Below are 18,762 nucleotides of genomic sequence, written 5' to 3'. Positions count from 1 at the left end.
GTGTTCAGGACGCCTTGGGGAAAGCGTCATCCTCCCGACGGGGGAGCCAACGCCGCAGCGACCGGGGTGTGCTGATCGGTGGGGCCGGAACAGGAGCAGCCGGGAAGCTGCGTTGAAGCAGCGTTTCTTCAGCGGCAATCTCTTCCTTTTCGACGAACGTTTCTTGTTCAGCGACCACCTCGTTCTCCGATACCTCGTCCTCCAGCAGCACGTCGTCTTCGACAGCAATCTCCTCAACTTCTTCAAGGACCATCTCGTCCTCAGCGACGGCCTCGTTCTGCAGAAATACGTCGGCTTCAGCAGCAATCTGCTCCTCAGCGACCGGCATCGGCGTGGGGCTGAACTCACGATTCACAGCAACAGTCTCCGGCAAGCTCAGGTCGAGCTCGGCTGCTCCGTCAAAGCCGTAGCGGTGAACCCACTGACTGATCAGACCCGCCAGCAAGGGCTCATTACCTGAGGTCCTGGCCTCCTGGATCTGAAGGGCCAGAGCGTTCTGTCGAGGTGACGGCTGCTGGAACGGAGAAGAAAGCACGGATTCAGGAAAGTTTGCGGTTGAGCAGAGGGCGAATCGCAAGAAACAGCCCGATGGTGAGGAGCAGAAGGATCAGCAGGCAGCTGGTGCCGGTGACATCTCCGTAGGGGGCCTCCAGCAGAACGGCCGAGAGGTCCAGAGGACCTTGGTAAGCCGCTCGAATGGGTTCTATCGCGAAGGTAAGGGGATTCAAGGCCGCAAGCCAGCCCAACCAGGTCGGCATGAACGACAACGGGGCCAAGGCCGTGCTGGCAAACAGCAACGGCAAATTGGCCACAAAAATCACGGCGATCAACTCGATGTGCCCTGGCAAAGCGAACGCCAGTCCGAGGCTGAGGGCCGTCACAGCAAAGACAAGGAGCAGCAGCGTCACCAGCACCAGGGCCAGGCCGCTGATGCCTGGCCATCCATAACCCAGCACGGCTGCCATGCCCATGATCACCAGACTCTGCAGCAGGCTCAGCGCCGTGATGTAGATCACCGACGCCAGCACGATGGAACTGCGGCTCCGAAGCGGTGCCACGAGCAAACGATTGAGGAAACCGAATTCGCGGTCGAACATGACCGGCAATCCGGCATTCAAAGCACCGCTGAAGGCCGTAAAGACAATCACTCCAGCACCAAGAAAACGGCCGTAGCTCATGCCTCCTGGCAACAGCCCCTCAGGGGCGTTGGCGAAGAGCGCACCGAACAGAATCAACCAGATCAGGGGCTGCAGAACCCCGGCAATCAAGGTTGAAGGGCGACGCATCAACTGAAGGAAGAGGCGCCGAGTGAGGGCCCACGTTTCCTGACTGAGCTCTGCGAGGGCTCCGGATTGCTGCTGCTGGAGAGCAACAGATGCTGTTGGGGAAGTCATCGTTGGCGCTCAACGCATGGATTGACGCTTTTCCTGTTTGACGTCGCGCTGGCCTGCGATGGCCAGTTCAGCGTCCATCAGGGTGCGTCCTGTTGCCTGAAGGTAGACATCATCCAGGCTGGGACGGCTTTGGGCCAGGGCAAACACAGGCAGACCTGCAGCCTCGAGGGTCTGACGCAGCTGATCAATCACGGCACCACCCTCAATCACCAGGTTCAGGGAAAATCCCTGGGATCGGTTCACCACCACCTGTCGCACCCCATCCAGGGGTTCAAGAAGGGCACGCACCTGGGTCGCCTCATCGGCATTGCTGAACTCTCGGACCCGCAGGGTGACGCGATCACCCCCAAGCCGTTGTTTGAGCTGGTCAGGGCTGCCTTCGGCAATCACACGACCGGCGTCGATGATCGCCATCTGATCCGCCAGAGCCTCCACTTCTTCGAGGTAGTGACTGCTCAGAAGAACAGTCGTGCCCCCCTCAACCAACTGACGCAGCAGTTGCCAGATGGCACTGCGACTCTCGATATCCAGTCCCACGGTGGGTTCATCGAGCACAAGCAACCGGGGTCGGTGCAGCAGACCAGCCGCCAAATCCAGCCGCCGGCGCATGCCACCGGAATAGGTACCGCAGCGGCGGTCAATCCAGTCGCCCATCGCGAGGCGATCAATCAAATCAGCGATGCGACTTTCGCGATCGTTCCGCCGCAAGTGATAGAGATCTCCTTGCAATTGCAAAAGTTCCCGGCCACTCAGAATTTTGTCGATGGCCACCTCCTGGGCCACATAGCCCATGAGCTGACGCACGTCTCGTGGTTGCGCCAGACCATCGACACCATCCACAACCACTGAGCCGCTGTCGGGGGCGAGCAGGGTGGCCAGGATGCGCATGGCCGTTGTTTTACCGGCACCGTTCGGGCCAAGCAGCCCGTAAAGGCACCCTTCAGGAACGGTGAGATCAAGCTCACGCAGAGCCGATACCGTGCCGTAGGCCTTGGAGATCTTCCGCAGTTCAATCAACGCCATCAGGCACCGTCAGGGACTTGCTCGGCCAATTCAGGGAATCTAGAGAGTGCTCATTGCACTCCCGTTGGCAGGGAGAGGAGCTGCATCACCTGTTGAGCAAAGCCTGAAGCCAGATCCGTCCGGCTGAGAATGAGCAGCAGGCAGAGACCAAACAGATACAGAATTGACCAACGGAACAGAGCCTTGGCATTGACAAGGCTGTCGGGATCCAAGGAAAGCCGATCAACGAGCTGCAGCAATCGACCGTTGTAAGGAAGCAGCATCACGCCATAGAAGACGCCGCCTGAAGGCAGAGCAAACACGCCCAAACCGCTAAGCAGGACGGTGATCCAGCCATAGGTCTTGATCGCCCGGGCCGTCACCACAGGTCCCTTCACCACGGGCAGCATCGGGATCCCGACAGCGCGATAGTCCTCACGCAACAGCAGGGCCAAGGCCCAGAAGTGGGCTGGCGTCCAGACCATCACCAGAGCGAACAGCCACCAGCCCCCGAGGCCCACATGGCCCGTGGCGGCGGCTGCTCCCACGAGGGGCGGAATGGCCCCGGCGACCCCACCGATGACGATGTTCTGGGACGTCCGCGGCTTGAGCAAAGCTGTGTAGAGCAGCACGTAACTGCACAGACCGAGCAGGGACAACCCGGCAGCGAGACAGTTCACACCGCTCACCAGAAGCATCGCCGCCGCCAGGGTGCAGGCGATGGCGCCGATGAATGCACTGGTGGGCGACAGCCGACCGGAGGGAAGTGCGCGACCGCTGGTGCGGGCCATCCGACCATCGAGATCCTGCTCCCACAAGCAGTTCAAAACCCCTGCAGCTGCGGAGGCAAGCGCCCCTCCCCCCAGGGTGCAGACGAGCCGCGGAGATGAGAGAGGCCAGCCCTCACTGAGAGCCATTCCACCCAGGGTGGTGGCCAGCAGCAGAGGAATAAGGCGGGGTTTGGCGACTTCCAGCCAGGCCGGAAGTTTCACCCGCTTGCGGGAGGGAACCACCTCCTCACGGGTCGGACGAACGGTTGCAGTGATTTCAGCCATGACAGGCCTCCAAGGAGGTGTCGTCGAGGACGACGGAACGGGACGGTGAGGGGAGGTCCGGAGAGCGGACCAGAAGCGCCGCCAACAGAGCGATCAGCAGGGCAGCCACCAGCTGATGCGCGACGGTCACTGCGGGTTGCGACAAACCAAGACGAAGGGTGAGAACGCCAAGGGCCACCTGAACCAGCACCAAGAGCACGGCCCCAGCCAGCCAGGGCCACTGCTGGCGAGCCCAACCACCCGCGAGAACTGCTGCCCCGGCGAAGGCGAGCACAAGAACGGCCACCGGCATCGCCGTCACGCGATGGGAGAGAACCAGCTGGCAGGCCTCTCCTCCAGCAAGGCAACGCTGCCCTGCCCAAGCGGTGGCCATACGACCACCAAGCAGGCACTGCACAAAGATCGACAAAAGGCCAAGCGATGCCCCGATGCGCCACCAGAGCGGAGCGACGACTGCAGCGGGGTGAAGCAAGCGTTGGGTCAGCCCACTAAGGAGCGCCACAAGGGTGAGAGCGAGTGCCAGATGAGCTGTCACCACACCGGAGGGGAGCAGCCGGGTCACCGTCAGCGCACCCAAAGCTCCCTGCATCGCCACCAGAACCATCAGGCCAGCGGCCAGCCAGGGCAGCCATCGCGGTAGTTGATGCCGCTGGAGCGTCGTCGCCACAGCCATCACCACCAGGGCGATGCCGATGACGAAAGCATCGAGGCGATGAAACCACTCCAGGAAAACCTGAACATTCATCTGGCGACCCGGCAAAAATGAGCCAAAGCACAGGGGCCAGTCCGGACAGGCCAAACCGGCCTCCATCACCCGAGTCGCTCCACCGATCACCACCAAAGCGATCACCGCAACCACTAGGTGAGCCGATAACAACCCGAGACGTCGACGCAATGTCGACATTGAGGAAAGCATCATCGAACAAGCTCCATCCGATGCATCCAAAAGGGATTGCTTGGACCGTAGCGATGCAGAAGATGACGTCATGCTGTGTGGACGTCTGCAACACAAATGAGGGAAAATCATCCCCTTTTCCTGACACAAATAAGGCCTTAACAATCACTTCATGGAGAACCGCAGCCAGGCCCATACGCTGTTGAAAACCAGGGATTGATCAGGTGCAGATCCCATCCGCCATCCTCACGTTGGTGATCGGGATGGTCCTTGCTCTGGGCGGCCTTTGGATCGGCCAGAACATCAACCTCCTCCCCATCGATGCGAGCGCCAACGCGCCGATTTACGACGAGCTTTTTAAGGTTCTATTCACGATTGGCAGCATTCTGTTTGTCGGAATCGTTGGCCTTCTCGTCTTCAGCTTGATTCGATTTAGGCGACGCAGCGGCCAGCTCGGCGACGGCCTGGCAATCGAGGGAAATCTGCCACTCGAAATTTTCTGGACAGCAGTTCCTGCTGTTGTGGTGCTGTTTGTTGGTCTTTACAGCTACGACATTTACGACCGCATGGGTGGCATGGTGCCTCTGGCCCATGACCACATGGGCGGAACGCACGAGGAGCAGATCTGGGGAGGAATCAGTTCAGGCTCAATTCAATCAGCAGCGGCAACAAATGTCTTGCCCGTTGAAGTAACAGCCATGCAATTCGCCTTCCTCTTTCATTACCCAGAGGGAGACATCACATCAGGTGAACTTCATGTTCCAGCCGACCGACCAATCACCCTGCGGATGGAAGCAAAAGATGTGATTCACGCCTTCTGGGTTCCTGAATTTCGCCTGAAGCAGGACATCATTCCAGGCCAACCAACCCAGCTGAGTTTCACGCCCACCCGCACCGGCCGTTATCCAATTGTTTGCGCCGAACTCTGTGGCCCCTACCACGGTGGAATGCGCTCCACCGTTGTGGTGGAAAGTCCGGAGGACTGGGACAGCTGGTACAGGGACAACGCCAAAGCCGCACCTGAAGACGAAACGCTCACCATCTCGAACGCCTGACATGACCATCAGCTTGCCCCCGGAAACATCCAGCCCTCCACAGCTTCAACCCAGCGGTTGGTTGCGGTATTTCAGCTTCAGCGTTGATCACAAGGTGATCGGGCTGCAATATCTCGTCTGCGGCTTTGTTTTTTATCTGATTGGCGGTGCCCTAGCCGGTGCCATTCGCACGGAACTCACCAGTCCCGTGTCCGACTTCATGGCACGAGATGTCTACAACCAGGTGCTGACCCTCCACGGCACGGTGATGATCTTTCTCTGGATCGTCCCCGTGGTGAACGGTGCTTTTGGGAACTATTTGATTCCCTTTTATGTGGGTGCTCGGGATATGGCCTTCCCACGCCTCAATGCTGTTGCGTTCTGGCTGATTCCTCCAGCAGGTTTGATGCTGATCACCAGCTATTTCCTCACGGGTGCTGCTCAATCGGGCTGGACGGCCTATCCACCCCTCAGTATCACCACGCCAGCAACTGGCCAAATCATCTGGATCCTGAGCGTGCTGCTCCTGGGCGGAAGTTCGATTTTTGGAGGCATCAACTTCATCGCCACCATTCTCAAGCTGCGACGCCCCGGCTTGAAATTAATGCAGCTTCCCATGTATTGCTGGGCGATGCTGGGCACCAGCATTCTTGTGGTTCTCTCAACGCCGGTTCTGGCGGGAACGTTGGTGTTGCTGAGTTTCGACATCGTTGCCCATACAGGCTTCTTCAATCCCACCCTGGGAGGCAATGTGGTGGTTTACCAGCATCTGTTCTGGTTTTATTCGCACCCAGCCGTTTACATCATGGTCTTGCCGGCCTTTGGCTTGGTGAGCGAAATCTTGCCGGTTCATGCGCGCAAGCCTCTATTCGGCTACGTGACGATGGTGTATTCGATCATGGCCATCGTTGTGTTGGGCCTGATTGTGTGGGCGCACCACATGTTCACCAGCGGCACACCTCCCTGGATGCGTCTGTTCTTCACCATTGCAACCGCATTCATCGCCGTTCCCACCGGAATCAAATTCTTCAACTGGTTGGCAACACTCTGGGGCGGACGCATCAGCCTCAACAGCGCCATGCTGTTTTCATGCGGCTTCATTGTGAACTTCGTGCTTGGAGGCATCACAGGGGTCGCCCTGGCACAGGTGCCATTCGACATTCATGTGCACGACACCTACTTCGTTGTCGCCCACTTCCACTACATCGTCTTCGGTGGATCGGTGTTCGTGATTTTCGCCTCGGTCTACCACTGGTATCCCAAGTTCACCGGCCGGATGCTCAACGAAGATCTCGGCCGCCTTCACTGTGCCCTCACCTTCATCGGCTTCAACCTGTGCTTCGGCCCTCAGCACTGGCTCGGCCTCAATGGAATGCCGCGACGCGTCGCTGAATACGACCCTCAATTCACCCTGATCAATCAGATCAGCTCCGTCGGAGCCCTGCTGATGGCCATCAGCACCCTGCCCTTCCTATGGAATGTGATCCACAGCGCCCTCAGCGGCCCAGTCGCAGGGGACAACCCCTGGAGAGCGCTCACGCCCGAATGGCTAACCAGTTCTCCGCCACCGGTCGAGAATTGGATTGGCGAGGCCCCTCTCGTGGAAGAGCCCTACGGCTACGGCGTCCCGCCTGACGAGCTGGACCTGAGCGCAGCCAGCGGTCGTGATCTCTGGAGCAGCGGCAAATGACTACCACAGCGCCCATTAAGGATCAGGACCACAGCCAGGGGGAGCATGCCGAGCATCCCGATCACCGCATGTTTGGCCTGGCCACGTTTCTTGTGGCGGACGCCATGACCTTCGCCGGCTTTTTTGCGGCCTACCTCACCTTTAAAGCGGTGAATCCCCTACCGGATGGAGCCATCTATGAACTTGAGCTGCCCCTGCCCATCCTGAACACCATTCTGCTCCTGGTGAGCAGTGCCACTTTCCACCGAGCCGGCCAGGCGATCCGACAGGACGACCACGGCCGCTGTCGACGCTGGCTGCTGATCACCGCAGGCCTCGGCCTGGCCTTTCTGGTAAGCCAGATGGTGGAGTACTTCACCCTTCCCTTTGGCCTCACCGACAACCTCTACGCCAGTACCTTCTTCGCCGCCACGGGATTTCATGGTCTCCATGTGACCCTCGGGGCCCTGATGACCCTGATCGTCTGGTGGCAGGCGAGGCAGCCGCAGGGCCGTGTGACTGCAGCAGACCACTTCCCCCTGGAAGCAGCTGAGTTGTACTGGCACTTTGTTGATGGGATCTGGGTGATTCTCTTCGTGATCCTTTATCTGCTCTGATCCCTTGCCTTGATTGGCGAGCATGGCCAGAATTCAGTTGAATTAAATCCTGAAATGCTGGTCGGCAAGGAACTGCTGGACAAGGCCAGATCGCTCAGCAATCGGCCTGAAGATGACATCGCTCGCGGCTGCGGCTACGTCGGCCCAAGCGGACGTCTGCTCAAAAAGAGTTTTTATCGAGCCCTGGTGGAGGCCAAAGCGGCGGCCCAGGGATGGCAATTGCCGAAAAGCAGCAGCAGTTCCTCAGGCGGCAGCCGTGGTCGCCAGGCCGAATTCCGAACCCGAGTGCATGGCAACGGCAACCTGCTGATCGGCCACGCCTACACCCGTCGGCTCGGCCTGGAACCCGGCCAGGAGTTCAAGATCGAGCTCCAGCGGGACTCCGGAATGATTGTTCTTCAGCAGATGGATCAAGACCAGCCGTGAGCAGCCAGCCAGTTGGCTGACAGATCCTCATCCTTGTTTCGGCCATCGGCGTTTCCTTTATCGGCAGCGGTGGCATGCAGCAGCCGCTCGGCATAACGGGCCAGTTGATCGGCCTCCAGGTTCACGGTGTCCCCAACAGCCAGGTGCCTCAGGGTCGTTGCCTCCCAGGTGTGGGGGATGACAGCGAGAGTGAATGTCGTTCCATCTGCTGAACATTCAGCCACCGTGAGGCTGATCCCATCCACCGCGATGCTGGCCTTCTCACAGACATAACGGCCGAATCGGGGTTCCGACCAGCGGATCGACAGGGCCCAGGAGTGAGGGAGAGTCTCCAAGTGGGTGACTTCACCGATGGCATCCACATGACCGCTCACCAGATGACCACCAAGGCGGTCGCTCAGCCGAAGCGCCGGCTCGAGGTTCACGGCTCCACCACGATCCGCCTTGCGTCCCAACGTGGTGCGGCGAAGGGTTTCTTCACTCACATCGGCGCGGAAGCCATCTCCCATAAGCTCTGCCGCCGTGAGGCAAACGCCATCCACAGCCACGCTGTCGCCAAGCGCCAATGGGGCAAAAGGAGCGCAGCCCCAAACCACCACCGCCCCTGCACGACGCTCGATCCTTCCCTCTGACTGCACTAGCCCCGTGAACATCGCTCGCAGCGGCTCTCTGGCCATAATCGGATAGAGCTGCGCCGCCGACATGGTCGAAATGAGCGTCGCCGGAATTGCCCTCGATGCCGCCAGCCGCACACCCATGGTGCTGCTGCGGGATCCAAGCGGTCGACGTCAAGTTCCGATCTGGATCGACCAAGCACAAGCCCACAACATCATGGCGGGGCTGCAGGGAGGTGCACCACCACGCCCCCTGAGCCATGACCTGATGGCAGCACTCTTGGTGGCTGGGGGCCTCGAGCTGGAGCGCGTAATTGTTCATGCGATCGAAGACAACACCTTTCATGCGGTCTTGAAGCTGCGACCAGACCTGGACGAAGCGGAGTTGGCCGAAGACGAAGTGCTGGAGCTGATTGAAGTGGATGCCCGACCCAGCGACGCCATTGCGCTGGCGATCCGAACCGGGAGCAGCATCTGGATGCTGGAGGAGGTGGTAGCGGAAGCCTCGATTCCTGTGGATGCGGAGGCCGATGCTGAAGATCAAAGTGCCTTCAGCCGTTTCGTCGACGACCTCAGCCCTGCCGCCTTGGTGCGCCATCTGCGCAACCAAGACAGCGAAGCACCCTCGGAGGAGTGAAAACCCGCGCCTTCGGCAGCGGCCGCCCCGTCAGCCTGTTCAGCCTGGGCACGATGCGTGCCCTGAACTCAGCGGCCCAGATGGCCGAAGTGCTTGACGCGGCAGCTGCAGCTGGAATCAATCACCTGGAAACCGCCCCGGCCTACGGACCTGCGGAACGTTTTCTGGGAGAGGCCCTTCGCCAGAACAGCCGGACAAGATCAGGCCACTGGGTGATCACCAGCAAACTGCTGCCGGGGCTGAGTTTCGAAGAGGGACAACGCCACCTTGATCAGATTCTGGAGCGGCTGGGCTGTCCACAGCTCGACAACCTCGCCATCCATGGCATCAACCGGGAGGAACATCTGGACTGGGCCCTGGTGGGCGATGGGTCCAGGCTTATGGATTGGGCCCTCAGCAGCGGCCGCGTCAGCCAGGTGGGCTTCAGCAGCCATGGCAGCAACCCGCTGATCGATCGGGCGCTGCGCAGCCAGCGCTTCAGTTTCTGCAGCCTGCACCTGCATTGGCTGGATCCCCAGCGCCTGCCCTTGGCCCGTTGGGCCCTTGAGCAAGGCCTCGGTGTGATGGCAATCTCCCCTGCAGACAAAGGCGGTCGCCTACAGGCCCCCAGCCCAACACTGGTGGAGGACTGCACCCCCTTTGCTCCCCTTCAGCTGGCCTACCGGTTCCTGCTGGCACAGGGCATCAGCACCCTGACCGTTGGTGCCGCAGCTGCAGGCGATCTTCAACTCGCCGCAACACTGGCTCAAGAGGATGGCCCCCTCAGCCAGGCAGAGCAACAGGCCCTGATCACGGCAGAAAGGCGGCAGCAGGAACGCCTCGGCCAGGATCATTGCAAGCAGTGTCAGGCCTGCATTCCCTGTCCGAACGAGGTCCCGATTCCCGAACTCTTACGGCTGCGCAATCTGGCCATAGGCCATGGGCTCACCGCATTCGCGCAGGAGCGCTACAACCTGATCGGCCGTGCCGGCCACTGGTGGGAAGAGAACGATGCTTCGGCCTGTGAACGCTGTGGGGAGTGCCTTCCACGTTGCCCGCATCACTTGCCCATCCCTGATCTGCTGGCAGACACCCACCAAAGCCTGGAGGCTTCACCGCGACGGCGGCTCTGGAGCTGAATCTCGCCAGAGCTCTTCCAAGGCACTCCGGTCGTGGGGCAACAGCGGTGGCAGCGACCAGCAGCGCGACCAGGTGTCTGCAGACGGAAAGAGCAGAGGCCGCAGACGCGCCGAAAGGGCGTTTTGATCCGCCATCGCCCCTGACGATGCAATCGGCGCCCGCCATCCCTGCTGCACCAATCGGCGACGCAGGGGATCCCCCCATCCCTGCTCGACCCAGCTCTGGGGCACCGGTTCACGACTGGCCTCCGGTCGGAGCAGAACAGTCCAGTGCAAGGGAGCACCGGAGGCAGGCAGTACCGCCCGAAGACGGGGATCCCTCCCCAGCAGAGCGATGCAACGGTTGAGCGGAAGAACCACCAGCTTGGCCTCACCCTTGAGCAGCCAGTTGGTGGCTTGCCGGTCGTCGTAGGTGAGCACCTGGCGACGCAGCGCACTCAAAGCTTGGCCTCCGCCCAGATTGTCCGCCAGGCTCATCACCAGGCGGGGGCTGGCGGGCAGCACCACACGTCCTGCCATGGAGGAATCCAGCAACAGGGACCACCCCTTCTGGGTCATGGCTGGGTCATCCCGCAGCAGCATCACCCAGGGGCTAACGGACAGCGGCAACACCCGATCCTGCAGGGCACCGAGGTCAGCCAGAAGAGCCTTGGCCTGACCATCCAACTGGCTGAAGAGCGGTTCAGAGGCGATGGGCTGGAGTTTGTCCGCTGGATGGGCATCAAGCCACCCATCAGCCATCACCAACAAATCGGCACGCGCCTGATCCGCCGGCGTCCAGTCCTGCTGGGCTGGGGCCAGCGTCAGGCGCCAGGGCTTGGGCAAGGCATCAGCCCACAGTTTCGGCAAAACCCCAGCCGGAGCCATCATTGTTGGTGCGGCTGTCGCAGGACGACAGCCCGCCAACAGCACGGTGCCGGTCGCCCCGATCATCTGGAGCACATGGCGCCGGCTCAAGGGACCCAACCGCTCACTCCAGACGTTCATGGGCTTGACGTTACGGGGCGGCTGAGCAGCTGCTCCAAGGCATGCTCACAATCCAGCACCAGGTCGTCACAGGACCAACCGCGCAGCTGTGCGAGCAGCAAGAGGGCTCCGGCCCCCACCCCTTCTTTCACATGGCCCCGTTCGTAGTCCCTTAAGGGTTGATGGGTACTGCTGTGAAAACGCACTCCACAGGCCAAGACGGACAGTGCGGCAGCCAGGTGGCTTGCGGTGGCATCCACCAACCCGCCAAAGGGTGACTGCCCCGCAGCGGCCGCACCCTCATCAGCAAGCCAGCCGGTGGTGCCGATCAGCACCTGGGCCGCCAGGTGTTCCCGCTGACGGGCGGGCAAAGCCTGCATCGCCAAGGCCAGAACAGCCAGCATCTGGCAACCGCCCCCCAGCAACAGCGGTTGTCCCGCCGAGACCGCACCCACCAACACCCCTGCGGTGAAGGCCTGAAAAGGGTCACCAACAGCAGCCAGGATCTGCTCGGACGAAGGATGTGCGCCAAGAGACGCCCGCTGCAGCCCTCGGGTAACGAGCTCTTGCTTGAGCTGCTGCGGCGGATGAAGAGCACTACCGCTGATCAGATGGGCAACCTCCACGCCGAGGGCCGTCAACACCGCTTGAGCGGTTGTGGTGCCTCCTGGAACACACTCCGCCACCACCAGGGGGCGTTGTAACCGCCGCCCCAGCAGCTCTCCCTGTCGCCACAAATGCTGCACCCGCAGCAATGGCATCGCCGCACCAGTGGATAGACAAGCCGAGGGGCCTTGATCCAGGGGCTCAATGTCCAGGTGGGGAAAATCGGGTTTCTGGACCAAGCCAAGAGCCGCCACCTGCGGCGTCAACTTCAAGCGTCGCGCCGCGACATAACTGAGCAGGGCGGGGGAGACCCCAGCGGGCAGTGGCGGTAGGGGCCAACGGCGCTGTCCAGCCGGACCACGGATCAGGAGCTCCGCATCAGCCAGGGCGGTGTAGCGCCGCGAAGCCACGGTGGAGCCAGCGGCAGAGATCCCCTCATGCTCCGCCGTTCGTGTTGCCGCCAGAACGAGCAACAGATCCAGCGGTTGATCGTTGGAGGTCCAGGGACGGAGTGCCGCTGCATCCAGAGCGCTTGCACCGAGACGTCCCAGCTGCTGACAGCCCTCAGGCAACACCGAGGTTTCAGAGGGGATCGAGGGCAATGAGTCCATGAAGCAGCCTCGGGGGCTCCGGAATCGGTGATTTCAGGCGGGGAAAGATCCAGTACGCCAGAGCATGAAGGGACAGGACGTAGATGACCTCCTGAACCACCACCAACAGCAGCGCCATCAACTGCACCTGGGTGAGATCTGGTGTGATCGGCAGATGCAGCGCCGCGATCAAGCGGTCGAGCAGAGCGGAGCCAGCCCGGGTGATCACCACCCAGAGGTTTTCTCCCACCAGCAACGAGAGCACGAGAACTCGGACCAAAAAACCTGCTGTTCCAAGAACGATGCCCCCCGACCAGCTCAGCCACCAGCTGACCCCCCGGCACCAGCTCCAACCCAGCCACAGCGACAAAAGCCCATAGGGAAACAGCAGCAGCGGCCCACGCAAAGGCCCCATCAAGGCCGTGAGCAGAAGCACGGAAAGCAACAGCCCCTCGGCACCAGAACGACTGCCGCGCCGTAATTGCAGCAGGATCAGGGGCAGGGGAAGGGCCAGACGGAACAGCGCACCACCCACCGGTAAGTAGTAGAGGGCTAACCAGATCAGCCCCGTCGCGGCCGCGAGATACGCCCCCTCAACAAGCCTCAGAGCCTGCTGGCGGCTCAACCGGGGAGTCGCCTCGGTCATGGTTCAACCCGCTCAATCCGTTCCACAGCGAAGCCAACACCCGCCTCGCGCAGGGCGCGGGTAACGGCTTCAGCAGGAGCGGCAGGGTCGGCTCCGGCCAAACGGATGGTGATCCGGTATGGCGCCTGGGGCAGACGTTGGGATGCCACCGTCCGCGGTTTTGGCTGCGGCACAAGCTCAGGGGCATTCTCTGCCTCAGGCCGGGAAACAGCCTCGGGCTCCGATGCGGAGGGAGGCTCAGCAGTGGAACTTGCAACCGTTGGACTGGTTTTCACAGCCGGGACGGGCGCAGTTAGCTGAACCGGTCTGTCTTCAGGCACCGCAAAGGATCGCTCCAACTGCTCGGCGACCGGTGTACCGGCACAGGCCTGCAGGAGCCCCACAGGCAGCAGCCAAAGCAGACGGGCCATCAATTGTCAGCCGGCTTGATCACCCGCACCGCACTGGCCCTTAGCCGACCGGTCTTGGTGGTGGCGGGGGGTTTCTTGGCGGCAGGTTTTTTGGCAGCTGGCTTCTTCGCCGCCGGTTTTTTCGCGGCAGTTTTACGACCGCCCTTTTTCGATGCTGCCTTGGCGGCAAGCAGTTCCACCGCCTCCTCAAGGGTCACATCGTCAGCGCCTTTACCTTCCGGCAGCGAGGCATTCACCTTGCCCTGTTTGACGTAAAGGCCGTAGGGGCCGTCATAGACCTGAATCGTTTCATCACTGCCCTCCGGCTTACCGATGTCCTTGAGGGCGGTGCGTCCACCCCGCCCCCGTTTGGGCATGGCCAGCAGCTCGAGGGCACGGCTCAGCCCCACCGCCAGAACATCGTCGTCCCCCTTGAGGGATCGGTAATCCTTCTCGCCTTTGCCTTTGTCCCAGACGACATAGGCGCCAAATCGGCCCAGCCCCGCCTGAATGCGCCCACCATCGGGATGTTCACCGAGAAGACGCGGCAAGCGGAGCAGTCCGAGGGCATCCTCCAAGGTGAGATCTTCAGGCTTCTGCCCCTTGGGCAGCGACGCGCGCTTGGGCTTGGGATTCTCATCACTCACCTGGCCCCGCTGCACGTACGGGCCGTACTGACCGAAGAGCAGGTAGACCAAATCACCCGTTTCGGGATCCTCACCGATGGCTTCAGGGCCGTCGGCCTTCTGTTTGAGGATCAGTTCGGCCTGCTCCTCATCCAGATCAGCCGGAGTGATCTCCCGGGGCAAGGTGGCCTTGATCAGCTCTTCCTCACCGTCGTCGCTAACACGTTTGGCCTCCAGGTAGGCGCCAAAACGGCCGATACGAACCACGGAAGACAAGCCCTCCAGATCGATGGTGCGGGATGCACCTGGGTCAATGTCCCCTTCCCGCTGCTGCACCTGGGTTTCCAGGCCCTCTTCTCCTTTGTAGAAACCCTCCAGGTAAGGCAACCACTGCACCTTGCCGTGAGAGATCTCATCGAGGGTGTTCTCCATCCGGGCGGTGAAGCTGGTGTCCACCAGTTCAGGGAAATGCTCCTCGAGCAGCGCCGTCACGGCAAAGGCGGTGAAGCTGGGGGTAAGAGCATTGCCGAGCAGCGTCGCGTAGCCGCGATCAACAATCGTTCCAATGATCGAGGCGTAGGTCGACGGCCGGCCGATGCCCTCTTTTTCCAGCATCTTCACGAGCGATGCCTCGCTGAACCGTGCCGGCGGCTGGGTCTGATGCCCGAGAGGTTCGACAGTCTTCGGCTCCGGTGAATCGCCAACGCTCAATGCCGGCAACAACACTTCCTGCCCCTCAATGGCAGCATCGGGATCATCGCTGCCCTCCACGTAGGCGCGGAAGAAACCGGGGAAGTCGATGCGCTTGCCGCTGGCCCGGAAACTGGCCTCGCCTGAGCTGAGATCAACCGACAGCATGGTGAGCCTGGCCTCGGCCATCTGGCTGGCCACGGTGCGCTTCCAGATCAGCTCATAGACCGCCAGATCTCGCCCATCAAGACCGGTCTCACCGGGGGTTCGGAAGCTTTCGCCCGACGGACGAATCGCTTCATGAGCCTCCTGGGCATTGCGGGCTTTGGTGCTGAACTGCCGCGGCCCCTTGCTCAAATACTCCTTGCCGTAGAGGCTCTCCACGCAGCTGCGTGATGCATTGATCGCCTGATCCGACAAGTGAACCGAGTCGGTCCGCATATAGGTGATGAAACCGCGTTCGTAGAGCCCCTGGGCACAGCGCATGGTTTCCCGGGCTGAGAGGCGCAACTTGCGATTCGCCTCCTGTTGGAGGGTGCTAGTGGTGAAGGGAGGCACCGGCTTGCGCACGGTGGGCTTTTCCTCCACCGCGTCCACCGTCCAGGCGTTGGATCGCACGGCTTCAGCCAACGCCTTGGCCTCGATCTCGCTGAGCAGCCGCACGGCACTGCCCGCTTTCAGCCCGCCGGTGCTCTCGTCGAAGTCGTTGCCTGTGGCGATCCGCTGGCCACCCACATGGGTGAGCTTGGCCTCAAAGGCGCTGCCCGACTGCTCAAGTTGGGCCTTGAGGTCCCAGTAACTGCCGCTGCGGAAGGCACGCCGGGCCCGTTCCCGCTGGACCAGGAGCCGAACCGCAACGGACTGCACCCGCCCTGCGGAGAGTCCCCAGGCCACCTTTTTCCAGAGGAGAGGGGACAGGGTGTATCCCACAAGGCGATCCAAAATGCGCCGGGTTTCCTGGGCATGGACCAGCTCCATGTCCAGGTCGCGGGTTTGGTCAAGGGCCTTGCCGATGGCTTCCTTGGTGATCTCGTGAAACACCATCCGCTTCACCGGCACCTTCGGCGCCAGCAACTGGAGCAAGTGCCAACTGATGCTCTCGCCTTCCCGGTCTTCGTCCGTCGCCAGCAGCAACTGATCAGCCCCCTTGAGGGCGTCCTTGAGTTCGCGAACCGTCTTCTTCTTGTCTTTCGGAACCACGTAAAGCGGCTCGAAATCCGAGTCGGTGTTCACACCGAGATTGGCCCATTTCTGCCCCTTGGCCGATGCCGGAATCTCGCTGGCGTTGTTGGGAAGGTCGCGGACATGCCCCATGGAGGCTTCAACTTTGAATCCCTTGGGCAGAAAGCCACGGATGGTCTTGGCCTTCGTGGGGCTTTCAACGATGACGAGGGTGTGCGCCACTAGCGGCAGGTGAACCGTTCCCCTTCTTTATCGCACCGAGCAGCGCTCTGCATGATCGTCGGCGCGTCAAGCGCCGCTACAGTCGCCGCAGCGCAACGGTTCCAGGCTGTCATGCCCGACATGGGTGCTTCCCTTCTCGCCACCCAGGCCATGGCTGCCCCTGGTGAGCTGCTGAATCTCTCTCTCAATGCTTCCGCAGTGCTGCCCGAAGCAGCAGTGCTGCTGGCGATGATCGCCACCCTCTTGGTGGACCTGGCGGGCGAAAAGGTCGCCACACGCTGGGTGCCCCCGATTTGCTACCTCGGCCTAGGGACCTCCCTGGTTCTGCTGGCCCTGCAGTGGAATGCACCCCTAGAGCCATCCTTCCTCGGGTCCTTTCTCGCCGACAACCTGGCGGTGGCCTTCAGGGCTGTGATTGCCCTGTCCACGCTTCTTTCGCTACTGATCAGCTGGCGTTATGCCGAGAAGAGCGGCACTCCTGTTGGCGAGTACGCCGCCATCCTTCTCGCCGCCACCCTCGGCGCCATGCTTCTTTGCGGGGCAACGGATCTGGTGAGTGTGTTCATTTCGCTGGAAACGCTCTCTGTCGCCAGCTATCTGCTGTCGGGCTACATGAAGCGGGATGCCCGCAGTTCGGAAGCAGCACTCAAATACCTGCTTGTGGGATCGGCAGCTGCTGCTGTTTTCCTCTACGGCTCCTCCCTTCTCTACGGCCTGAGCGGCAGCACCAGCCTCGACACCATCGGCCTGGCCCTGCAGACCAGCACCACACCTCTGGCCGCTTTGGCCCTGGTGTTCGTCTTGGCCACCGTTGCATTCAAGATCGCAGCCGTTCCCTTCCACCAGTGGACGCCTGACGTTTACGAAGGCTCACCAACCCCTGTGGTGGCGTTCCTCTCCGTGGGTTCCAAAGCAGCCGGTTTTGCACTAGCCCTTCGCATCCTGGTGGGCTGCTTCGGTGCCTTCGACGATCAATGGAAATTGCTATTCACCGTTCTGGCGGTGTTGAGCATGACCTTGGGCAACGTTGTTGCCCTCGCACAGACCTCGATGAAGCGAATGCTGGCCTACAGCTCGATTGGCCAGGCCGGCTTCGTGATGATCGGCATGGTCTGCGGTACAGAGGAGGGTTTTGCGGCCATGGTTTTGTATATGGCGGCCTACCTGTTTATGAACTTGGGGGCCTTCGCCTGCATCATCCTCTTCTCGATCCGCACAGGAAGTGATCGAATCTCCGATTACGCCGGGCTTTACCAGAAGGATCCCCTAATCACCCTCGGCCTCAGTCTTTGCCTGCTTTCCCTGGGTGGAATTCCTCCAATGCTGGGTTTCTTCGGAAAGATCTATCTGTTCTTTGCCGGTTGGGCCAACCACCAGTACCTGCTGGTGGTGGTTGGCTTGGTCACCTCTGTGATCTCGATCTACTACTACATCTCAGTCATCAAGATGATGGTGGTGAAGGAGCCCCAAGAGGCCTCCGATGTGGTCAAGGCCTATCCCGACGTGAACTGGTCGTTGATGGGGATGCAGCCGCTGCGGGTTGCCCTAATTGGATGTGTGGCCATCACCGCCGTTGGCGGAATCCTCTCCAATCCACTGTTCCAGTGGGCCAACACAGCGGTTGCAGGAACTCCATTGCTTCAGCAGGCCATCGCCCTCTCCAGCCTGAAGGGCCTTGGCTGAGCCTGCGCGACCGCCAGTTGCTGAGCTCCGGGGTATCAGCAAGATCTACGGATCCGGTGATCTCGAAGTCAAAGCCCTTGATCAACTGAATCTCACCGTCCAGGAGGGGGATTACCTGGCGGTAATGGGCGCCAGCGGCTCCGGCAAGAGCACGGCAATGAACATCCTTGGCTGCCTCGACCGGCCCACCAGTGGGACCTACCGGCTCAATGGCATGGCCGTTGAACAGTTGGAGGACGATGCGTTAGCCGACGTTCGCAACCGCTCGCTCGGGTTTGTCTTTCAGCAGTTCCATCTGCTCGGCCACGCCAGCGCCATGGAGAATGTGATGCTTCCGATGATTTATGCGGGGGTTCCCAGGGACGAACGGGTCGAGCGTGCCCAATCGGCACTGCGCCGTGTTGGCCTAGCGCAGCGTCTGGAGAACAAGCCCAATCAGCTCTCCGGAGGGCAGCAACAACGGGTGGCCATTGCCCGAGCCATCATCAATCGCCCCAGTCTGTTGCTGGCGGACGAACCCACAGGGGCCCTGGATTCCAGCACCACCGCCGAGGTACTGGAACTGTTTGATGAACTCCACCAGCAGGGCATCACCCTGGTGATGGTGACCCATGAGGACGATGTGGCGGCCCGAGCACAGCGCATTGCTCGGTTCCAGGATGGTCGGGCACTCACAGGATGCCCACAATGAGTGCAGTGCC

Annotated in this window: 19 protein-coding genes; 8 read left to right on the top strand and 11 right to left on the bottom strand. The window is 61.2% G+C overall.

Features of this window, described 5'->3' with window-relative positions; translation table 11 throughout:
• Positions 1 to 4 precede the first annotated feature (4 nt).
• Genes Q3Y53_RS06360 through Q3Y53_RS06340 form a run of 5 tightly spaced genes read right to left on the bottom strand, consistent with a single transcriptional unit; the run spans position 5 to position 4,367 of the window.
• Entirely contained in the window at positions 5 to 535 is a 531-nt protein-coding gene (locus Q3Y53_RS06360; protein ID WP_303534223.1) for a hypothetical protein, read from the bottom strand.
• Between the two features lie 4 nt (positions 536 to 539).
• Positions 540 to 1,394 carry an ABC transporter permease gene (locus Q3Y53_RS06355; RefSeq protein ID WP_303534220.1) on the bottom strand — a complete coding sequence of 285 codons (855 nt, stop codon included), beginning with the start codon at positions 1,392 to 1,394 and terminating at the stop codon, positions 540 to 542.
• Positions 1,395 to 1,403: 9 nt separating this feature from the next.
• The gene (locus Q3Y53_RS06350; protein ID WP_303534217.1) at positions 1,404 to 2,417 is read right to left on the bottom strand and encodes an ABC transporter ATP-binding protein; all 1,014 of its coding nucleotides are present in this window, start codon (positions 2,415 to 2,417) and stop codon (positions 1,404 to 1,406) included.
• 50 nt (positions 2,418 to 2,467) lie between these two features.
• A complete protein-coding gene (locus tag Q3Y53_RS06345) occupies positions 2,468 to 3,451 on the bottom strand; it encodes a heme o synthase (protein ID WP_226414012.1) in 984 nt (327 codons plus the stop codon).
• Positions 3,444 to 4,367 carry a heme A synthase gene (locus tag Q3Y53_RS06340; RefSeq protein WP_303534788.1) on the bottom strand — a complete coding sequence of 308 codons (924 nt, stop codon included), beginning with the start codon at positions 4,365 to 4,367 and terminating at the stop codon, positions 3,444 to 3,446. Before Q3Y53_RS06340 ends, Q3Y53_RS06345 begins: the two co-directional genes overlap by 8 nt.
• A 203-nt stretch (positions 4,368 to 4,570) precedes the next feature.
• On the opposite strand from Q3Y53_RS06340, the gene Q3Y53_RS06335 reads away from it, so the two are divergent.
• The 4 genes from Q3Y53_RS06335 to Q3Y53_RS06320 are packed head-to-tail and all read left to right on the top strand — an operon-like array spanning position 4,571 to position 8,092.
• Complete coding sequence (locus Q3Y53_RS06335; protein WP_303534211.1) at positions 4,571 to 5,401, top strand: cytochrome c oxidase subunit II; 831 nt, start codon at positions 4,571 to 4,573, stop codon at positions 5,399 to 5,401.
• A 1-nt stretch (position 5,402) separates the two neighbouring features.
• Positions 5,403 to 7,070 carry a cytochrome c oxidase subunit I gene (gene ctaD / locus Q3Y53_RS06330; protein ID WP_303534209.1) on the top strand — a complete coding sequence of 556 codons (1,668 nt, stop codon included), beginning with the start codon at positions 5,403 to 5,405 and terminating at the stop codon, positions 7,068 to 7,070.
• Entirely contained in the window at positions 7,067 to 7,666 is a 600-nt protein-coding gene (locus Q3Y53_RS06325; protein ID WP_226425922.1) for a cytochrome c oxidase subunit 3, read from the top strand. Before ctaD ends, Q3Y53_RS06325 begins: the two co-directional genes overlap by 4 nt.
• A gap of 54 nt (positions 7,667 to 7,720) precedes the next feature.
• Positions 7,721 to 8,092, top strand: coding sequence for an AbrB-like transcriptional regulator (locus tag Q3Y53_RS06320; protein ID WP_011363609.1), 372 nt, complete (start codon positions 7,721 to 7,723; stop codon positions 8,090 to 8,092).
• On the opposite strand, the gene Q3Y53_RS06315 is transcribed toward Q3Y53_RS06320, so the two are convergent.
• Complete coding sequence (locus Q3Y53_RS06315) at positions 8,077 to 8,745, bottom strand: riboflavin synthase (protein ID WP_226426024.1); 669 nt, start codon at positions 8,743 to 8,745, stop codon at positions 8,077 to 8,079. The two genes, Q3Y53_RS06320 and Q3Y53_RS06315, sit on opposite strands and share 16 nt — an antisense overlap.
• A 49-nt stretch (positions 8,746 to 8,794) precedes the next feature.
• Here Q3Y53_RS06315 and Q3Y53_RS06310 point away from each other — a divergent pair, with 49 nt between their 5' ends.
• Positions 8,795 to 9,343, top strand: coding sequence for a bifunctional nuclease family protein (locus Q3Y53_RS06310; protein WP_226425921.1), 549 nt, complete (start codon positions 8,795 to 8,797; stop codon positions 9,341 to 9,343).
• Positions 9,340 to 10,461: an aldo/keto reductase gene (locus Q3Y53_RS06305; RefSeq protein WP_303534200.1), complete on the top strand. Its 1,122-nt coding sequence runs from the start codon at positions 9,340 to 9,342 to the stop codon at positions 10,459 to 10,461. The genes Q3Y53_RS06310 and Q3Y53_RS06305 overlap by 4 nt, the downstream gene beginning before the upstream one ends.
• Here Q3Y53_RS06305 and Q3Y53_RS06300 read toward each other — a convergent pair.
• The 5 genes from Q3Y53_RS06300 to topA are packed head-to-tail and all read right to left on the bottom strand — an operon-like array spanning position 10,435 to position 16,378.
• The gene (locus Q3Y53_RS06300; protein WP_303534197.1) at positions 10,435 to 11,427 is read right to left on the bottom strand and encodes an ABC transporter substrate-binding protein; all 993 of its coding nucleotides are present in this window, start codon (positions 11,425 to 11,427) and stop codon (positions 10,435 to 10,437) included. The genes Q3Y53_RS06305 and Q3Y53_RS06300 overlap by 27 nt on opposite strands.
• Positions 11,428 to 11,444: 17 nt before the next feature.
• Positions 11,445 to 12,644 (bottom strand): nicotinate-nucleotide--dimethylbenzimidazole phosphoribosyltransferase, encoded by a 1,200-nt coding sequence (locus tag Q3Y53_RS06295; RefSeq protein ID WP_303534194.1) that lies wholly within the window; start codon positions 12,642 to 12,644, stop codon positions 11,445 to 11,447.
• On the bottom strand, positions 12,616 to 13,269 hold the full coding sequence (locus Q3Y53_RS06290) for a DUF2232 domain-containing protein (protein WP_226425917.1): 654 nt from the start codon (positions 13,267 to 13,269) through the stop codon (positions 12,616 to 12,618). The genes Q3Y53_RS06295 and Q3Y53_RS06290 overlap by 29 nt, the downstream gene beginning before the upstream one ends.
• Positions 13,266 to 13,679 carry a hypothetical protein gene (locus Q3Y53_RS06285; RefSeq protein WP_303534190.1) on the bottom strand — a complete coding sequence of 138 codons (414 nt, stop codon included), beginning with the start codon at positions 13,677 to 13,679 and terminating at the stop codon, positions 13,266 to 13,268. The genes Q3Y53_RS06290 and Q3Y53_RS06285 overlap by 4 nt, the downstream gene beginning before the upstream one ends.
• Positions 13,679 to 16,378: a type I DNA topoisomerase gene (gene topA, locus Q3Y53_RS06280; protein ID WP_303534187.1), complete on the bottom strand. Its 2,700-nt coding sequence runs from the start codon at positions 16,376 to 16,378 to the stop codon at positions 13,679 to 13,681. Before topA ends, Q3Y53_RS06285 begins: the two co-directional genes overlap by 1 nt.
• Before the next feature lie 111 nt (positions 16,379 to 16,489).
• Between topA and Q3Y53_RS06275 the strand changes: the two genes are divergently transcribed.
• Positions 16,490 to 18,061 carry an NAD(P)H-quinone oxidoreductase subunit N gene (locus Q3Y53_RS06275; RefSeq protein WP_303534184.1) on the top strand — a complete coding sequence of 524 codons (1,572 nt, stop codon included), beginning with the start codon at positions 16,490 to 16,492 and terminating at the stop codon, positions 18,059 to 18,061.
• The gene (locus Q3Y53_RS06270) at positions 18,054 to 18,752 is read left to right on the top strand and encodes an ABC transporter ATP-binding protein (protein WP_303534180.1); all 699 of its coding nucleotides are present in this window, start codon (positions 18,054 to 18,056) and stop codon (positions 18,750 to 18,752) included. The genes Q3Y53_RS06275 and Q3Y53_RS06270 overlap by 8 nt, the downstream gene beginning before the upstream one ends.
• Positions 18,753 to 18,762: the final 10 nt, after the last annotated feature.

It is taken from the genome of Synechococcus sp. YX-04-1, from assembly GCF_030546365.1.
GTDB lineage: Bacteria > Cyanobacteriota > Cyanobacteriia > PCC-6307 > Cyanobiaceae > Parasynechococcus.
Note: the sequence above shows the minus strand (reverse complement) of the source record. Positions and strands in the feature narration are given on the sequence as shown.

What these genes read in the sequence shown, in the direction of transcription:
- Q3Y53_RS06315 (WP_226426024.1), bottom strand. Translation starts at nt 8,745, where the DNA reads ATGTTCACGGGGCTAGTGCAGTCAGAGGGAAGGATCGAGCGTCGTGCA.
- Q3Y53_RS06355 (WP_303534220.1), bottom strand. Translation starts at nt 1,394, where the DNA reads ATGACTTCCCCAACAGCATCTGTTGCTCTCCAGCAGCAGCAATCCGGA.
- Q3Y53_RS06325 (WP_226425922.1), top strand. Translation starts at nt 7,067, where the DNA reads ATGACTACCACAGCGCCCATTAAGGATCAGGACCACAGCCAGGGGGAG.
- Q3Y53_RS06285 (WP_303534190.1), bottom strand. Translation starts at nt 13,679, where the DNA reads ATGGCCCGTCTGCTTTGGCTGCTGCCTGTGGGGCTCCTGCAGGCCTGT.
- Q3Y53_RS06350 (WP_303534217.1), bottom strand. Translation starts at nt 2,417, where the DNA reads ATGGCGTTGATTGAACTGCGGAAGATCTCCAAGGCCTACGGCACGGTA.
- Q3Y53_RS06295 (WP_303534194.1), bottom strand. Translation starts at nt 12,644, where the DNA reads ATGGACTCATTGCCCTCGATCCCCTCTGAAACCTCGGTGTTGCCTGAG.
- Q3Y53_RS06320 (WP_011363609.1), top strand. Translation starts at nt 7,721, where the DNA reads ATGCTGGTCGGCAAGGAACTGCTGGACAAGGCCAGATCGCTCAGCAAT.
- Q3Y53_RS06290 (WP_226425917.1), bottom strand. Translation starts at nt 13,269, where the DNA reads ATGACCGAGGCGACTCCCCGGTTGAGCCGCCAGCAGGCTCTGAGGCTT.
- Q3Y53_RS06275 (WP_303534184.1), top strand. Translation starts at nt 16,490, where the DNA reads ATGCCCGACATGGGTGCTTCCCTTCTCGCCACCCAGGCCATGGCTGCC.
- Q3Y53_RS06310 (WP_226425921.1), top strand. Translation starts at nt 8,795, where the DNA reads ATGGTCGAAATGAGCGTCGCCGGAATTGCCCTCGATGCCGCCAGCCGC.
- Q3Y53_RS06340 (WP_303534788.1), bottom strand. Translation starts at nt 4,367, where the DNA reads ATGCTTTCCTCAATGTCGACATTGCGTCGACGTCTCGGGTTGTTATCG.
- Q3Y53_RS06345 (WP_226414012.1), bottom strand. Translation starts at nt 3,451, where the DNA reads ATGGCTGAAATCACTGCAACCGTTCGTCCGACCCGTGAGGAGGTGGTT.
- ctaD (WP_303534209.1), top strand. Translation starts at nt 5,403, where the DNA reads ATGACCATCAGCTTGCCCCCGGAAACATCCAGCCCTCCACAGCTTCAA.